The 15,166-nt window shown below is 72.1% G+C and carries 13 protein-coding genes and 1 riboswitch; of the genes, 8 read left to right on the top strand and 5 right to left on the bottom strand.

Annotated features, from left to right (window positions below):
- The first annotated feature begins 244 nt into the window (after nucleotides 1–244).
- From ACIQM0_RS28975 to ACIQM0_RS28960, 4 genes are all read left to right on the top strand, one after another.
- Nucleotides 245–1,615, top strand: coding sequence for a pitrilysin family protein (locus ACIQM0_RS28975; RefSeq protein WP_363026030.1), 1,371 nt, complete (start codon nucleotides 245–247; stop codon nucleotides 1,613–1,615).
- A 26-nt stretch (nucleotides 1,616–1,641) separates the two neighbouring features.
- On the top strand, nucleotides 1,642–3,024 hold the full coding sequence (locus tag ACIQM0_RS28970; RefSeq protein WP_401292288.1) for a M16 family metallopeptidase: 1,383 nt from the start codon (nucleotides 1,642–1,644) through the stop codon (nucleotides 3,022–3,024).
- Nucleotides 3,025–3,237: 213 nt separating this feature from the next.
- A riboswitch (cyclic di-AMP (ydaO/yuaA leader) is annotated at nucleotides 3,238–3,404 on the top strand.
- A 13-nt stretch (nucleotides 3,405–3,417) separates the two neighbouring features.
- Nucleotides 3,418–4,254 (top strand): M23 family metallopeptidase, encoded by an 837-nt coding sequence (locus ACIQM0_RS28965; protein ID WP_401292127.1) that lies wholly within the window; start codon nucleotides 3,418–3,420, stop codon nucleotides 4,252–4,254.
- A 172-nt stretch (nucleotides 4,255–4,426) separates the two neighbouring features.
- Complete coding sequence (locus tag ACIQM0_RS28960; RefSeq protein ID WP_401292125.1) at nucleotides 4,427–5,137, top strand: GntR family transcriptional regulator; 711 nt, start codon at nucleotides 4,427–4,429, stop codon at nucleotides 5,135–5,137.
- A gap of 178 nt (nucleotides 5,138–5,315) precedes the next feature.
- Here the strand turns inward: ACIQM0_RS28960 and ACIQM0_RS28955 are convergent, their stop codons facing one another.
- Nucleotides 5,316–5,597: an HPr family phosphocarrier protein gene (locus tag ACIQM0_RS28955; protein WP_266410823.1), complete on the bottom strand. Its 282-nt coding sequence runs from the start codon at nucleotides 5,595–5,597 to the stop codon at nucleotides 5,316–5,318.
- A gap of 183 nt (nucleotides 5,598–5,780) precedes the next feature.
- On the opposite strand from ACIQM0_RS28955, the gene ACIQM0_RS28950 reads away from it, so the two are divergent.
- From ACIQM0_RS28950 to ACIQM0_RS28935, 4 genes are all read left to right on the top strand, one after another.
- Entirely contained in the window at nucleotides 5,781–8,654 is a 2,874-nt protein-coding gene (locus ACIQM0_RS28950; protein WP_401292122.1) for a GNAT family N-acetyltransferase, read from the top strand.
- Between the two features lie 81 nt (nucleotides 8,655–8,735).
- A complete protein-coding gene (locus tag ACIQM0_RS28945) occupies nucleotides 8,736–9,332 on the top strand; it encodes a DUF5998 family protein (protein ID WP_123462856.1) in 597 nt (198 codons plus the stop codon).
- Nucleotides 9,332–10,519 (top strand): alkaline phosphatase family protein, encoded by a 1,188-nt coding sequence (locus tag ACIQM0_RS28940; protein WP_401292119.1) that lies wholly within the window; start codon nucleotides 9,332–9,334, stop codon nucleotides 10,517–10,519. Before ACIQM0_RS28945 ends, ACIQM0_RS28940 begins: the two co-directional genes overlap by 1 nt.
- A 91-nt stretch (nucleotides 10,520–10,610) precedes the next feature.
- Nucleotides 10,611–11,261 carry a thymidine kinase gene (locus ACIQM0_RS28935; RefSeq protein WP_363026021.1) on the top strand — a complete coding sequence of 217 codons (651 nt, stop codon included), beginning with the start codon at nucleotides 10,611–10,613 and terminating at the stop codon, nucleotides 11,259–11,261.
- A 519-nt stretch (nucleotides 11,262–11,780) separates the two neighbouring features.
- Here ACIQM0_RS28935 and ACIQM0_RS28930 read toward each other — a convergent pair.
- From ACIQM0_RS28930 to ACIQM0_RS28915, 4 genes are all read right to left on the bottom strand, one after another.
- On the bottom strand, nucleotides 11,781–12,533 hold the full coding sequence (locus ACIQM0_RS28930) for a DUF6390 family protein (protein ID WP_401292117.1): 753 nt from the start codon (nucleotides 12,531–12,533) through the stop codon (nucleotides 11,781–11,783).
- Between the two features lie 65 nt (nucleotides 12,534–12,598).
- Nucleotides 12,599–13,591 (bottom strand): hydrogenase expression/formation protein HypE, encoded by a 993-nt coding sequence (hypE, locus tag ACIQM0_RS28925; protein WP_401292285.1) that lies wholly within the window; start codon nucleotides 13,589–13,591, stop codon nucleotides 12,599–12,601.
- 167 nt (nucleotides 13,592–13,758) lie between these two features.
- Nucleotides 13,759–14,862 carry a hydrogenase formation protein HypD gene (hypD, locus tag ACIQM0_RS28920; RefSeq protein WP_401292115.1) on the bottom strand — a complete coding sequence of 368 codons (1,104 nt, stop codon included), beginning with the start codon at nucleotides 14,860–14,862 and terminating at the stop codon, nucleotides 13,759–13,761.
- On the bottom strand, nucleotides 14,859–15,155 hold the full coding sequence (locus ACIQM0_RS28915) for a HypC/HybG/HupF family hydrogenase formation chaperone (protein ID WP_363026014.1): 297 nt from the start codon (nucleotides 15,153–15,155) through the stop codon (nucleotides 14,859–14,861). Before ACIQM0_RS28915 ends, hypD begins: the two co-directional genes overlap by 4 nt.
- Nucleotides 15,156–15,166: the final 11 nt, after the last annotated feature.

Raw genomic sequence — 15,166 nt, 5'->3', positions numbered from 1 at the left:
CTGCTGCGACTCCTTCACGGATTCTGTTCGGGCAACCTCAGGTTCTGACGCGGACCATTGTGGACCGCCGCACTGACAACTCCGACCTCGACCCGTCCCAAAGGGGGTTCTCCACCCGTCCCGAGGGGTCCGGACACCGCTTTCCGGTGACGTGCGCGGCACGGGAACTTCGCCAGGCGTCGGTGCGCTTGCTTACAGTGGCAGGTCTCGCATCACATCCAGTATCGCGATCGAAGGGACGTACATGCCCATGGGTCACACGGCCACAGCCCAGGCCGGCTCCGGCGGCTTGACAGCGACCGAGCACCGTCTGGCCAACGGCCTGCGCGTGGTGCTCTCCGAGGACCATCTGACCCCGGTCGCCGCGGTGTGCCTCTGGTACGACGTCGGCTCGCGCCACGAGGTCAAGGGGCGCACCGGTCTGGCTCACCTCTTCGAGCACCTGATGTTCCAGGGCTCGGGCCAGGTCAAGGGGAACGGACACTTCGAGCTGGTGCAGGGCGCCGGCGGCTCCCTCAACGGCACCACCAGCTTCGAGCGGACCAACTACTTCGAGACGATGCCCACGCATCAGCTGGAACTGGCCCTGTGGCTCGAGGCCGACCGGATGGGCTCGCTGCTCGCCGCGCTCGACGAGGAGTCCATGGAGAACCAGCGCGACGTCGTCAAGAACGAGCGCCGCCAGCGCTACGACAACGTCCCGTACGGCACCGCGTTCGAGAAGCTGACCGCCCTCGCCTACCCGGAGGGCCACCCGTACCACCACACCCCGATCGGCTCGATGACCGACCTGGACGCGGCGACGCTCGAGGACGCGCGGACCTTCTTCCGTACGTACTACGCGCCCAACAACGCGGTGCTCTCGGTCGTCGGCGACATCGACCCGGAGCAGACGCTCGCCTGGATCGAGAAGTACTTCGGCACCATCCCGTCGCACGACGGCAAGCAGCCGCCGCGGGACGGTTCACTGCCCGAGGTCATGGGCGGTGAGCTGCGCGAGGAGGTCCGCGAGGAGGTCCCGGCGCGTGCGCTGATGGCCGCCTACCGGCTGCCGCAGGACGGCACCCGTGAGTGCGACGCCGCGGATCTCGCGCTGACCGTGCTGGGCGGCGGCGAGTCGTCCCGGCTGCACAACCGTCTGGTCCGCCGCGACCGGACGGCCGTCGCGGCCGGATTCGGACTGCTGCGGCTGGCCGGTGCGCCCTCGCTGGGCTGGCTGGACGTCAAGACGTCCGGCGGCGTCGAGGTGGCGCAGATCGAGTCCGCGGTCGACGAGGAGCTCGCCCGGTTCGCCGAGGAGGGCCCCTCGCCCGAGGAGATGGAGCGCGCCCAGGCACAGCTGGAGCGCGAGTGGCTGGACCGGCTCGGTACGGTCGCGGGCCGGGCCGACGAACTGTGCCGGTTCGCCGTGCTGTTCGGTGACCCGCAGCTCGCCCTGACCGCCGTGCACCGGGTGCTCGACGTCACCGCGGAGGAGGTCCGGGCGGCCGCCAGGGCCCAGCTGAGGCCCGACAACCGGGCGGTGCTGGTCTATGAGCCGGTCGAGTCGGCGGAGCCCGCAGAGGACGCCGACGCAGCCAACGACACCGACGCGCACGAAGGAGCGGACAAGTGACCGACGCTGCCGCGACTGGAGTTTCGATGCAGTACCACCCGCAGCCCGCCCCCGGAGAGGCCAGGCCCTGGGCCTTCCCCGCACCCGAGCGCGGTGCCCTGCCCAACGGCCTCACGGTGCTGCGCTGCCACCGCCCCGGCCAGCAGGTCGTCGCCGTCGAGATCTTCCTCGAAGCCCCGCTGGACGCCGAGCCCGAGGGCCTGGACGGGGTGGCCACGATCATGTCGCGCGCCCTGTCCGAGGGCACCGACAAGCACAGCGCCGAGGAGTTCGCCGCCGAGCTGGAGCGGTGCGGCGCCACCCTGGACGCCCACGCCGACCACCCCGGCGTCCGGGTCTCCCTGGAGGTTCCCGCCTCCCGGCTGGCCAAGGCGCTCGGCCTGGTCGCGGAGGCCCTGCGGGCACCGGCCTTCGCCGACAGCGAGATCGAGCGGCTGGTGAACAACCGGCTCGACGAGATCCCGCACGAGCAGGCGAACCCCGCGCGGCGCGCCGCCAAGCAGCTCTCCAAGGAGCTCTTCCCGGCCACGGCCCGCATGTCGCGCCCGCGTCAGGGCACCGAGAAGACCGTGGAGCGGATCGACTCCGCGGCCGTGCGCGCCTTCTACGACGCCCACGTCCGGCCGTCCACCGCGACCGCCGTGGTCGTCGGCGACCTCACCGGCATCGACCTGGACGCCCTGCTCGCCGACACCGTCGGCGACTGGTCGGGCAACACGGCGGAGCCCCGCCCGGTCCCGCCGATCACCGCCGACGACACCGGCCGGGTGGTGATCGTGGACCGACCCGGAGCGGTCCAGACCCAGCTGCTCCTCGGCCGGATCGGCGCCGACCGGCACGACAGCGTCTGGCCCGCCCAGGTGCTCGGCACGTACTGCCTGGGCGGCACGCTGACCTCCCGCCTGGACCGGGTGCTGCGCGAGGAGAAGGGCTACACCTACGGCGTGCGCGCCTTCGCCCAGGTGCTGCGCTCCTCCGCCAGGGACGCCGCCTCTGGGTCGACCGGCGCCGCGATGCTCGCCATCAGCGGCTCGGTGGACACGGAGTCCACCGGGCCGGCGCTGGAGGATCTGTGGAAGGTGCTGCGGACGCTGGCCGCGGAGGGCCTCACGGACGCCGAGCGCGAGACGGCCGTGCAGAACCTCGTGGGCGTCGCACCGCTGAAGTTCGAGACGGCGGCCTCCGTCGCCGCGACCCTCGCGGACCAGGTCGAGCAGCACCTCCCGGACGACTACCAGGCGCAGCTGTACGCGCGCCTCGCGGACACCGGCACGGTGGAGGCGACGGCAGCCGTGGTCAACGCCTTCCCGGGCGACCGGCTGGTCACGGTCCTCGTCGGGGACGCCGCGCAGATCGAGGAGCCCGTGAGGGCCCTCGGCATCGGAGAGGTCTCGGTCGTCACCGGCTGACCGGTCACTCTCCCCGGTAACGGGACAAAAGGAAGGTCCTGGCGGATCACTGACCGCCGGGGCCTTCCTCTTTTGTCCGGTTTTGCGGGGGAGGTTGCCTGTCCGCCCTGTGGGATGTGCTACAAAACCGCCTGTCCGTTTGGTGTGGGGAAGTGCCCCCGTTTAACGTCGGCCCGGCTGTCCGTCACTCGTATGCCGCATCCGCGACGTACCGGGCAGCCATCGCCGAGTCCCCGTCAGGCGCGAGCCGGGGGAGCCGGGGACCCGCGCAGTCCCTGGGGTGAATCGGATGCCCATGCCTCGGTGAGGCCGGGGGATCCGTAGGAGACCTTCCTGCTCCGAACCCGTCAGCTAACCCGGTAGGCGAGAAGGAAGGAAAGGACCAGCCACTTCATGGCGTTCACCCGTGCCACCGGGAAGCACCGTGCCCCGAGCCGTCTGACGCGCTGCGGCGCGAAGGCCGTCGGCATCGCGACCCTGGCCACCACCGGCGTCATCGGCTCCCTGGCCTCCCCGGCCCTCGCCGCCGACACCGAGACCCCCGACGCCGAAGAGGCAGGCCTCTCCCAGCTCATCGCCATCGAGGGCGACCTGGCCGACCGGATCGACGCGCAGGCGGACGCGCAGCGGCACCAGGCCGACGCCGCCGCGAAGGCGAAGGCGGAAGCCAGGGCGAAGGCCGAGGCGAAGAAGAAGGCGGACGCCAAGAAGAAGGCCGACGCCAGGGCCAGGGCTGCCGCGAAGGCCGAGGCCGCCGCCAAGGCCGAGGAGGCCCGTGCGGGCGAGGTGCGTGTCGCCCGCTCCGCCGAGCGCGCCCGGCTGGGCACCTTCCAGCTCCCCGTCGCGGGTTCCCGCGTGAGCACCGGCTACCAGGCCGGCGGCTCCCTGTGGTCCTCCGGCAGCCACTCCGGCATCGACTTCCACGCCGTGTCCGGCAGCTCGGTCGTCGCCGTCGGCGCGGGTACGGTCGTCGAGGCCGGCTGGGGCGGCGCGTACGGCAACAACATCGTGCTCCGGATGACGGACGGCACGTACACCCAGTACGGCCACCTCTCCTCGATCGGCGTCTCCGTCGGCCAGAGCGTCGGGCAGGGGCAGCGGATCGGCCTCTCCGGCTCCACCGGCAACTCCACCGGACCGCACCTCCACTTCGAGGCCCGGACCACGCCGTCGTACGGCTCCGACATGGACCCGGTCGCCTATCTGCGCGCCCACGGCGTCACCGTCTGACCGGCACGAAGCACCTCGGTGAAAGGCCCCGCAGCCCGCCGGGGCCTTCGTCGTGCCCAAAAGATATTCATGAATTTCGACCCGGCATCGGAAATACGAGCGCATTGCAATAGAGTCACAGGACAGGCGTCGATCGGCCGCGTTCCGCGGGGATTAAGGCGGAGGTTCGGACATGCGCATTCCGGCGCATTCGGTATGCACGGCAATCCGTGACGACATCGTCTCCGGTGTCTTCGAGCGCGGCAGCCGACTCACCGAGGAGGTGCTCGCACGCCGTTACGGGGTCTCCCGCGTCCCGGTGCGCGAAGCGCTGCGCACCCTGGAGTCCGAGGGCTTCGTGGTCACCCGCAGGCATGCCGGGGCCTGCGTCGCCGAGCCCGACGAGCAGGAGGCCGCCGACCTGCTGGAGGTCCGGATGCTGCTGGAGCCGCTCGGCGCGGCCCGTGCCGCCCAGCGCCGCACCGACGCCCACCTCAAGGTGCTGCGCGGCCTGGTCAGGCTGGGGCAGGAGCGGGCCCGCCGGGGCGAGGGCGAGGACCTGCGGTCACTGGGCGGCTGGTTCCACGAGACCCTGGCCCAGGCCTCCGGCAGCCCCGGCCTGATCGCACTGCTCACCCAGCTCCGGCACAAGATCGCCTGGATGTACGCGGTCGACCAGCCGGCCCGCCCCGCCGACTCCTGGGCCGAGCACGGGGCCATCGTGGACGCCGTGGCGCGCGGCGACGCGGAACGCGCGCGGGCGCTGGCCGCCCAGCACGCCGAGCGGGCCACCGCCGCGCACCGGCTGCGCCGCCCCGACCTGCCGGGTGCCGCCGCCATCCCCCGTGCCGGCCGGGTGAGGACTTCGCAACATGCCGTAAACACCCCGAGCGGCCGGCATTAACAAGAGGGCCGTATACAAAGAGCAGGCATTCAGTGGGGCTTTCTTCTTGCTGCTCTGAATTCTGACGCGCGGGTCTTTATCTGTGATCCGTCATTCCCGCGCACACGAAAGAGCCGCGACTCCCGGTCGGGGGTGTCGCGGCTCTTTCGCAAGAATTCCGGCGGTCGTGACCGCTGGGTCAGACGGTCTCCGGAAGCTCGTCGAGCCCCTCGGCGACCAGCTTGGACAGGCGGTCCAGAGCGGCTTCGGCGTTGTCGGCGTCGGACGCGAGGACGATCTCCTCGCCGCCCTGGGCGCCGAGCCCGAGCACCGCGAGCATGGACGCGGCGTTCACCGGGTTGCCGTCGGCCTTGGCGATCGTCACGGGTATGCCGGAGGCCGTGGCGGCACGGACGAAGATGGATGCGGGGCGGGCGTGCAGGCCCTCGGCCCAACCGACGTTGACGCGGCGCTCAGCCATGGTTCTGCCCTTCACGAATCAATGGTTGTCTAGACCAGTCTCTCATGCAGTGCCCGATGCTCCGGCCGACCCGCGGCCCGTCCGCGCGGGTGCCGGGGCCGGGTCGAACCGTCGATCGGCCACCCCCAGACTGCCCCGGCCCCGACACCCACGCGACCGCTGACAGAGCCGTACGCTTTGCCCATGGAGCCCTCTCCGGAGCAGAGTCCGCATCACGTCTACCCCGACCACTGGGAGGCGGACGTGGTGCTCCGCGACGGCGGCACCGCGCGGATCAGGCCGATCACCACGGACGATGCCGAACGGCTGGTCAGCTTCTACGAGCAGGTGTCCCCGGAGTCGAAGTACTACCGCTTCTTCGCTCCCTACCCCCGGCTCTCCGCCAAGGACGTCCACCGCTTCACCCACCACGACTACGTCGACCGGGTGGGACTCGCCGTCACGGTGGGCGGCGAGTTCATCGCCACGGTCCGCTTCGACCGGATCGACGCCACGGGCAGGCCCGCGTCGGCCCCGGCGGACGAGGCCGAGGTCGCCTTCCTCGTCCAGGACGCGCATCAGGGCCGCGGCGTCGCCTCCACACTGCTCGAACACATCGCGGCCGTCGCCCGCGAGCGCGGCATCCGGCGCTTCGCCGCCGAGGTACTGCCCGCCAACAACAAGATGATCAAGGTGTTCCGGGACGCCGGGTACACCCAGCAGCGCAGCTTCGAGGACGGCTCCGTCCACCTCACCCTGGACCTCGAACCGACCGCGGAGTCGCTCGCCGTCCAGCGCGCCCGGGAACAGCGCGCGGAGGCACGCTCCGTGCAGCGGCTGCTCGCACCCGGCTCCGTCGCGGTCATCGGCGTGGGGCGCACCCCCGGCGGGGTCGGCCGCACCGTCCTGCGCAACCTCCTGGGCGCGGGCTTCACCGGCCGCGCCTACGCCGTGAACAGCGCCTTCGCCGACGGCCAGGACACCATCGACGGGGTGCCCGCCCACCGCTCCCTCGGCGAGATCGGCGAACCCGTCGACCTCGCCGTCGTCGCCGTACCCGCGGAGCGGGTGCCGGAGGCCGTCGCGGACTGCGGCGAACACGGCGTCCAGGGCCTGGTGGTCCTCTCCGCCGGATACGCCGAGTGGGGTGCGGAGGGCCGCGAACGGCAGCGCGAACTGGTGCGCCAGGCCCGCTCGTACGGCATGAGGATCATCGGCCCGAACGCCTTCGGCATCATCAACAACTCCGAGGCGGTCCGGCTGAACGCCTCCCTGGCACCGGAACGGCCCGCCTCCGGGCGCATCGGCCTGTTCACCCAGTCCGGCGCGATCGGCATCGCCCTGCTCTCCGGGCTCTACCGGCGCGGCGCCGGACTCTCCACCTTCATCTCCGCCGGCAACCGCGCAGACATCTCCGGCAACGACTTCCTCCAGTACTGGTACGAGGACCCGGACACCGACGTCGCCCTGCTGTACCTCGAATCGCTCGGCAACCCCCGCAAGTTCACCCGCCTCGCCCGGCGTACCGCCGCCGTGAAGCCGGTCGTCGTCGTAAAGGGCGCCCGGCACAGCGGCTCCACCCCGCCGGGCCACGCCGTACCCGTCAGCCGGATCCCGGACGCCACGGTCTCCGCGCTGATGCGGCAGGCGGGCGTGATCCGCGTCGACACGGTGACGGAGATGGTCGACGCGGGCCTGCTCCTCGCCGGCCAGCCGCTCCCGGCGGGCGGCCGTGTCGCGATCCTCGGCAACTCCGAGTCCCTCGGCCTGCTCACGTACGACGCCTGCCTGGCCGAGGGCCTGCGCCCGCGTCCGCCGCGCGACCTCACCACCGCCGCCACCCCGCAGGACTTCCGGGACGCGCTGGCCGAGGCGCTGGCCGACGAGGGCTGCGACGCGGTGGTCGTGACGGCGATCCCGTGGGTGGGCGAGGACGGCGAGGCGGAGCCGGGCGACGGCGAGGTGCTGGCCACCGCCCTGCACGCGGCCGCTGCCGCCGGGCCGGCCAAGCCGGTGGCCGTCGTCCACGTCGAGATCGGCGGCCTGGCGGAGGCCCTGGCCGCCGCCACCGGCACGGTGGCCCAGCAGCGCCCGGCCCCGGCGCCGGGACGGCCCTCGGCCACCCCCGCCGCCACACCGGCCCCGCCCGGCGGAACGGACGCCGCGCCGACGGCGACCGGCCCCGGGGGAGCCCGCACCACCGGCCGGATCCCCGCCTACCCCGCCGCGGAACGGGCCGTCCGGGCGCTCGCAGAAGCCGTGAAGTACGCCCAGTGGCGACGCCAGGCCGCGGTCCCCGGCAAGGTCCCCGAGTTCCTCGACGACACCATCGACGAGCGGGGCGCGGCCGCCCGCATCGAGGCGCTGCTCGGCGAGGACCCCGATCCGCGCGGCAGGCCCCTGGCGCACGACGAGGCCCGCGAGCTGCTGGCCTGCTACGGCATCACCGTCCGGCCGACGCTTCCGGCGCCCGACGCGGAGGCGGCCGTCGACGCCGCCGCACGGCTCGGCTACCCGGTCGCGCTGAAGACGACCGCACCCCATCTGCGCCACCGCGCCGACCTCGGCGGTGTGCGGCTGGACCTCGCCACCGAGTCCGCGGTGCGCCGCGCGTACGGCGAACTGACCGATCTCCTCGGCAAGCCCGCCGAGCTCCGGCCCGTCGTGCAGGCCATGGCCCCGCGCGGTGTCGACACCGTCGTACGGGCCACGATCGACCCGGCCGCGGGCGCCGTCCTCTCCTTCGGCCTGGCGGGTGCGCCCTCCGAGCTCCTCGGCGACACCGCCCACCGGCTGGTTCCGGTCACCGACCGGGACGCCGCCGAGCTGATCCGCTCGATCCGGGCCGCCCCGGTCCTCTTCGGCTGGCGCGGTTCGGCGCCCGTGGACACCGAGGCGCTGGAAGAACTGCTGCTCAGGGTCTCCCTGCTGGTCGACGACCACCCCGAGGTGGTCTCCATCGCCCTGGAACCGGTCGTGGTCGCCACCCAGGGGCTGACCGTCCTGGGAGCGAGCGTCCGGCTGTCGCCGCCCCCGGCCCGCACCGACCTCGGGCCCCGCCGCCTCTCCAACTACTGAACCGCCCCTGCAGGCGCCGCCCGGCAGGGAGGGCGGACAGGACGTCCCCGGCAGCCATCCGCCCCCCGTAGGATGGTCCGTATGGCTAAGACCGGTACGACGACCCAGGGGCTGCGCGCGGCGATCGAGCGCAGCGGCTACTACCCGGCCCTCGTGGCCGAGGCGGTGGAGGCCGCCGTGGGCGGTGAGCCGGTCGCTTCGTACCTGGTGCACCAGGAGACGACCTTCGACTCCAACGAGGTGCGCCGGCACGTCACGGTCCTGGTGCTCACGGACAATCGTTTCGTCGTCAGCCACACCGACGAGCAGAACGCCGACACCAGCTCCCCGACGCCGTACGCCACCACCTCCACCGAGTCGGTCAAGCTCGACCGGATCTCCTCGGTCGTGGTCAGCCGTGTCGTGGCCAACCCGGAGAAGTACGTTCCCGGCACGCTGCCCCGTGAGGTCGTCCTGACGATCGGCTGGGGCGCGGTCTCCCGGATCGACCTGGAGCCCGCCGCCTGCGGCGACCCCAACTGCGAGGCCGACCACGGCTACACCGGCAGCTCCACCGCCGACGACCTGAGCCTGCGGGTCAGTGAGGCCGGCGACGGCCCCGACACCGTGCGCCAGACCCTCGCCTTCGCCCAGGCGCTCTCCGAGGCCACGGCCGCGACCGCGGCGGCCGGCCGCTGATGGTCCAGCCGGCCTGGCAGGACCCCGTCCTGCTGTCCGTCGACACCGCCCCGGTACCGGAGTACGGCAGCGGCTCGCTCGCCGATCTGCTGCCCACGCTCGTCGCGGGACAGGGCGTGCCCGGTTTCACGGCGGCGATCGCCGAGCTGACCCCCGCCGACCGGAACTGCGTCTTCCTGATCGACGGCCTCGGCTGGGATCAGATCCGGGCGCACCCGGACGAGGCCCCCTTCCTGTACTCCCTGCTGCCCACCTCGCGCGGCGGCACGGGCCGCCCGATAACGGCGGGCTTCCCGGCCACCACCGCGACCTCGCTGGCCTCGGTCGGTACCGGGCTGCCCCCGGGCGAGCACGGCCTCCTCGGGTACACGGTGCGCAATCCGGAGACCGGCGCGCTGATGAACCAGCTCCGCTGGAGGCCGTGGACGCAGCCCAAGGTCTGGCAGCCGCACCCCACTGTCTTCACTCGCGCCGACGCGGCCGGAGTGCGTACCGCGCAGGTCTCCGCGCCCGCCTTCGAGCAGACCCCGCTCACCAAGGTCGCGCTCAGCGGCGGCTCGTTCCTCGGCCGGCTGACCGGCGAGGACCGGATGGACGTCGCCGCCGAGCGGCTGGCCGCCGGTGACCGCTCGCTCGTCTACACGTACTACAGCGAGGTCGACGGCATGGGGCACCGGTTCGGCGTCGACTCCGACGCCTGGCGCGGTCAGTTGATGCACGTCGACGGACTGGCCCGGCGCCTCGCCGAGCAGCTCCCGCCGCGCTCGGCGCTGTACATCACCGCCGACCACGGCATGATCGACATCCCGTTCGACGAGCAGTCCAGGATCGACTTCGACGCGGACTGGGAGCTGCGCGCGGGCGTCGCGCTGCTCGGCGGCGAGGGCCGCGCCCGCCATGTGTACGCAGTCCCGGGCGCCGAGGCCGATGTGCTGACCGTCTGGCGCGAGGTGCTCGGCGAGCAGTTCTGGGTGGCGAGCCGGGACGAGGCCGTCGCGGCGGGCTGGTTCGGCCCCCGGATCGACGAACGGGCCCTCGGCCGGATCGGCGACGTCGTCGCGGCGGCCCACGACGACGTGGTGATCACCGCCTCCGACAACGAGCCCCACGAGTCGGCGATGGTGGGCATGCACGGCTCGATGACCCCCGTCGAGCAGTTGGTCCCGCTCCTCGAAGTACGCTCTTAGGCGTGTTTCGAAAGTCCCGTACGCGCCCTCCTGGCCGTACGGGCCCGTTCCACGGCCCCCCCCGCCCGTCCCGAAAGGTGCTCGACCCCTCATGCCCGAGCTGGTGTTCTTCTCCGGAACCATGGATTGCGGGAAGAGCACTCTGGCGCTCCAGATCGGGCACAACCGGTCGGCGCGTGGCCTCCAGGGCGTGATCTTCACCCGGGACGACCGGGCGGGGGAGGGCAAGCTGTCGTCGCGGCTGGGTCTGGTGACGGACGCGGTCGAGGCGGACCGGGGGATGGACCTGTACGCGTACCTGGTCGCTCAGCTGTCGAAGGGCGGCAGGGTCGACTACGTGATCGTGGACGAGGCGCAGTTCCTGGCTCCGGACCAGATCGATCAGCTGGCCCGCGTCGTGGACGACCTGGAGATGGACGTCTTCGCCTTCGGTATCACCACGGACTTCCGTACGAAGCTGTTCCCCGGATCGCAGCGGCTGATCGAACTGGCGGACCGGGTCGAGCAGCTCCAGGTCGAGGCCCTGTGCTGGTGCGGGGCCCGTGCGACGCACAACGCGCGGACGATAGAGGGGGAGATGGTCGTCGCGGGCGCCCAGGTCGTGGTCGGTGATGTGAACCGCCCGGCGGGCGAGGTCGGTTACGAGGTTCTCTGCCGCCGCCACCACTCGCGCCGCATGACCGCCGCGTCCGCCCGTGTGGGCGCCCTGTCTCCCGACGTTCTGCCGGTGTCACCTGCCTGACACCGCGTTCGCCCGCGGTGGGCGGCGGCGTTCCGCTTCCGGTACTCGATGGCTGAAAGCAGCCCATCGGCCGCTCCGGTGATGCCGAACTCTTGTTCTAGGGTGAGGGTTTGTACGGGGGGTTGGCCGGGTCTCACCTGTCGCTCGCGCCGGTTCGCCGATCTGGTTCGCACTCGGGTGCGGTCCGGGTCGCGCGGTTGGGTTCAGGGGCCCCACGGAAACGCCCCGGGTGCGGCCCACTTCGACGAGCCGGACGCGGGGACGACGGAGCTCAGCGCACCGGCGGCGGGCGGCACGCGGACCCTGCTGCTCCAGTACGGCGAGAAGGCCGGCGAGGTTCAGCTCTGGATCGATGGCGCCCTCGCCGACAGCGCGCCCTACGCGGCGTCCGACGCCTGGGAGCCACGGGGTTCCTCCAGGCCGGCCGGGACTCCGCAGCCGACGGGGCCGGGGCCCACCACCTCGACGGTGACATCGACGAGGTACGCACCTGGGCCGGGGTGCTGTCCGACGAGGAGATCAACGCGCTCTGACCTGAGCCGGGGTGGTGCCGGGCTGAGCAACGAGCAGGCCCAGCCCGGTGCGGGTGCGCGCCTCGAAGGACTCGATGCGCAGGGCCTGCTCATCGGTGAGCACGTCGCACACCCAGTCCCAGTGCAGCGCCACCCGGTCACCGGGGGAGACGCCGTCGAGCAGTGTCCGCCCGCCCGCCGAGAGGCGCACGGTCTCCTCCTGCCAGTCGCCGGTGGCGGTCGCGGTCCCGTCCCAGACCAGCGGACGGGACCGTACGGTCGCCACCTCGCTGCCGGCCGTGAGCACCACGCCCGTCCGGATGCGGCAGCGGTCCAGTACGGACAGGGCGGTCGGATTTCCGTCGGGCCGGAGCATCGGCGCCCACGGATACACCTCGAACACCTGAAAGCTGTGGTGGGCCAGGGCCCGCCGCGCCGCCTCGCGCCAGGTACCGCCCGACTGGCCGCGGAAACGGTCCGTCAGGCGCTCCACCAAGGCGGCGGGATCGGCCAGCTCCAGCAGTTCGTTGCCGATCCAGTAGGCCTCGACCACCCGGACATCGAGCGGGTCCGTGAGCCCGGCCGTCTCCGCGAGGAACTGGAGATAGCACCAGGCCCCCTCGAACTGCCGGGCCCGCCGCCCGATGTCGGCGGTCGCCTCCCGGCGCAGGAGGGCCGCCGCGTCGGCGGGGCCGCAGTAACCGAGCTCGTTGGGCGGGTAGGCGTATCGCGCGAACAGCAGCGCGCCCTCAGCACTCACTCAGCAGATCCTCGGTCGTAGTCGTTCGCCACGCGGCAGGCCTTCGGCAGCCGTTCGCCACTCACTCAGCAGATCCGCGGCAGTTGTTCGCCGATCGGCAGCCCGATCACCCGGCTCCCGCCCAGGCCTGTCCTCGCGACCACCATCCCGGCGTGATCCGGCACGCACCTGCCGATCCTGCACGCGGACCCGCCCAGCGGGTGCGCCCGCATCGCGGCCAGCACCCGGTCCGCGTCCGCGGCGGGAACGATGGCGATCAGCTTGCCCTCGTTGGCCACCTGGAGCGGGTCGAGCCCGAGCAGACTGCACGCGTCCCGCACCGCGGGCGGCACCGGCAACAGCCGCTCGACCAGCTCGATGCCCACCTCCGCGGCACGGGCGATCTCGTTCAGCGACGCGGAGACACCCCCGCGCGTGGGGTCCCGGAGCACATGGACGTCCGCGCCGGTGGCGATCATGGAGGCGACCAGTCCGTGCAGCGGAGCGGTGTCGCTCTCGACGGCCGTACCGAACTCCAGGCCCTGCCGGCAGCTCATCACCGCCACCCCGTGCACCCCGATGTCACCGCTGACGAGCACGGCGTCGCCGGGGCGCGCCCGGCGCGGGCCGATGTCGACACCGGACGGCACGACACCGATGCCCGAGGTGTTGAGGTAGACGCCGTCGCCGCTGGCGCGCTCCACGACCTTGGTGTCCCCGGTGACCAGGCGTACGCCGGCGGCCTCGGCCGCCCGGCCCACCGCCTGGGCGATCCGGCCGAGGACGCTGAGTTCGGTGCCCTCCGCGAGGATGAAGGCGGTCGACAGGAACAGGGGCGTCGCCCCCGACATGGCCAGGTCGTTGACCGTCCCGTTCACGGCCAGGTCACCGATCGACCCGCCGGGGAAGAACATCGGCTTCACCACGAACGAGTCCGTGGAGAAGGCGAGCCGGGTGTCGGTGCCGACGCTCAGGACGGCCGAGTCACCGAGTTCGGCGGCCGCCGCGGCCCCGTACGCGGGCAGGAACAGGTGCTCGATCAGCTCGCCGGACATCGCGCCGCCGCCACCGTGGCCCATTACGACGGTCGGGACGTCCCGCAGCGGTACGGGGCAGGCCCACCCCTCGAAGTCCGGTCCGGCCGGCCCCGGCGCCGCGTCGGAGATGTCGCGCGCCGGGCCGGCCAAGTCCCGCACGGGATCGGCCGAGTCCCACACAGGGGCAGTCACGTCCTGCATCGCCTCAGTCACTTCGCATCGACCAGTTCCAGGCGGCGGTGGGTGTAGTACGCGGCGCACGCGCCCTCCGACGACACCATGGTCGCGCCGAGCGGGTTCCTCGGTGTGCACTCCTTGCCGAACGCCTCGCACTGGTGCGGTTTGATCAGGCCCTGGAGCACCTCGCCCGAGCGGCAGAGCGAGGACTCGGCGGTGTGGATGTCCGTCACGTCGAACCGCTGCTCCGCGTCGAACTCCCGGTACTTCCCGGAGAGCCGCCAGCCGCTGCGGGGAATCGCGCCGATGCCGCGCCAGGTCCGGTCCGTCACCTCGAAGACATCGGCGAGCATCTTCATCGCGGGCGCGTTGCCCTCGTCGCGAACGGCCCTGGGGTAGGCGTTCTCCACCTCGTGGCGGCCCGCCTCCAGTTGGAGGACGGTCCGGCGGACGCCTTCGAGGATGTCCAGGGGTTCGAAGCCCGTGACCACGATCGGCACCTTGTACTTCTGCGCCAGCGGAGGGTACTCGGAGGTCCCCATCACACTGCACACATGACCGGCGGCGAGGAACGCCTGCACCCGGCAGGCCGGGGACTCCATGATCGCCGCGATGGCGGGCGGCACCAGGACGTGGGACACCAGCAGCGAGAAGTTCCGCACCCCGAGCCGCTCGGCCTGGTACACCGTCATCGCGTTGGCGGGGGCGGTGGTCTCGAAGCCGATCCCGAAGAAGACGACCTCACGGTCCGGGTTCTCGCGGGCCAGTCTCAGCGCGTCGAGAGGTGAGTACACCACCCGTACGTCGCCGCCGGCGCTCTTGACGGAGAACAGGTCCTGGCTGCTTCCGGGCACGCGCAGCATGTCGCCGAACGAGCAGAAGATGACACCGGGGCGGGCGGCGATCGCCAGGGCGCGGTCGATGATCTCCAGCGGGGTCACACAGACGGGACATCCCGGACCGTGGATCATCTCCACGCTCTCGGGGAGGAGCTGGTCGATGCCGTGCCGGATGATCGAGTGGGTCTGGCCGCCGCAGACCTCCATCATCGCCCACCTCCGGGTGGTGGCCGCATGGATCTGGTCGATCAGCTTCTTCGCGAGATCGGGGTCGCTGAACTCTTCGAGGTACTTCACCGGCCGGCTCCTTCGGGTGACGTGCGCTGCTGTGCGGCGAGCTCGAAGCCGTCCCCGAACTCCTCGGCGAGGATGCCGAGCCGTTCGAAGTTGGCCAGGGTGTCCTGGGCGGAGGCCTCGTCGAGGCGCTGAATGGCGAATCCGACGTGCACGATGACGTATTCACCGACGACCGCGTCGGGGATGTACTGGAGGCACACCTCTTTGCGCACCCCGCCGAAGTCGACCTCGGCCATCACGGTGCCGTCGACTTCTGCGGTACTGAGGACACGCCCCGGAACAGCGAGACACATGGCTTCTCTCC

It is taken from the genome of Streptomyces sp. NPDC091387 (genome assembly GCF_044756945.1).
GTDB lineage: Bacteria > Actinomycetota > Actinomycetes > Streptomycetales > Streptomycetaceae > Streptomyces.
The sequence above is the reverse complement of the archived record's forward strand: the minus strand, read 5'-3'. Positions and strand labels throughout refer to the sequence as shown.

Coding starts and splice junctions, on each gene's coding strand:
- ACIQM0_RS28945 (WP_123462856.1), top strand. CDS start 8,736: ATGGCTAAGACCGGTACGACGACCCAGGGGCTGCGCGCGGCGATCGAG.
- ACIQM0_RS28960 (WP_401292125.1), top strand. CDS start 4,427: ATGCGCATTCCGGCGCATTCGGTATGCACGGCAATCCGTGACGACATC.
- ACIQM0_RS28955 (WP_266410823.1), bottom strand. CDS start 5,597: ATGGCTGAGCGCCGCGTCAACGTCGGTTGGGCCGAGGGCCTGCACGCC.
- ACIQM0_RS28975 (WP_363026030.1), top strand. CDS start 245: ATGCCCATGGGTCACACGGCCACAGCCCAGGCCGGCTCCGGCGGCTTG.
- ACIQM0_RS28935 (WP_363026021.1), top strand. CDS start 10,611: ATGCCCGAGCTGGTGTTCTTCTCCGGAACCATGGATTGCGGGAAGAGC.
- ACIQM0_RS28965 (WP_401292127.1), top strand. CDS start 3,418: ATGGCGTTCACCCGTGCCACCGGGAAGCACCGTGCCCCGAGCCGTCTG.
- hypE (WP_401292285.1), bottom strand. CDS start 13,591: ATGGGCCACGGTGGCGGCGGCGCGATGTCCGGCGAGCTGATCGAGCAC.
- ACIQM0_RS28970 (WP_401292288.1), top strand. CDS start 1,642: ATGCAGTACCACCCGCAGCCCGCCCCCGGAGAGGCCAGGCCCTGGGCC.
- ACIQM0_RS28915 (WP_363026014.1), bottom strand. CDS start 15,155: ATGTGTCTCGCTGTTCCGGGGCGTGTCCTCAGTACCGCAGAAGTCGAC.
- ACIQM0_RS28950 (WP_401292122.1), top strand. CDS start 5,781: ATGGAGCCCTCTCCGGAGCAGAGTCCGCATCACGTCTACCCCGACCAC.
- ACIQM0_RS28940 (WP_401292119.1), top strand. CDS start 9,332: ATGGTCCAGCCGGCCTGGCAGGACCCCGTCCTGCTGTCCGTCGACACC.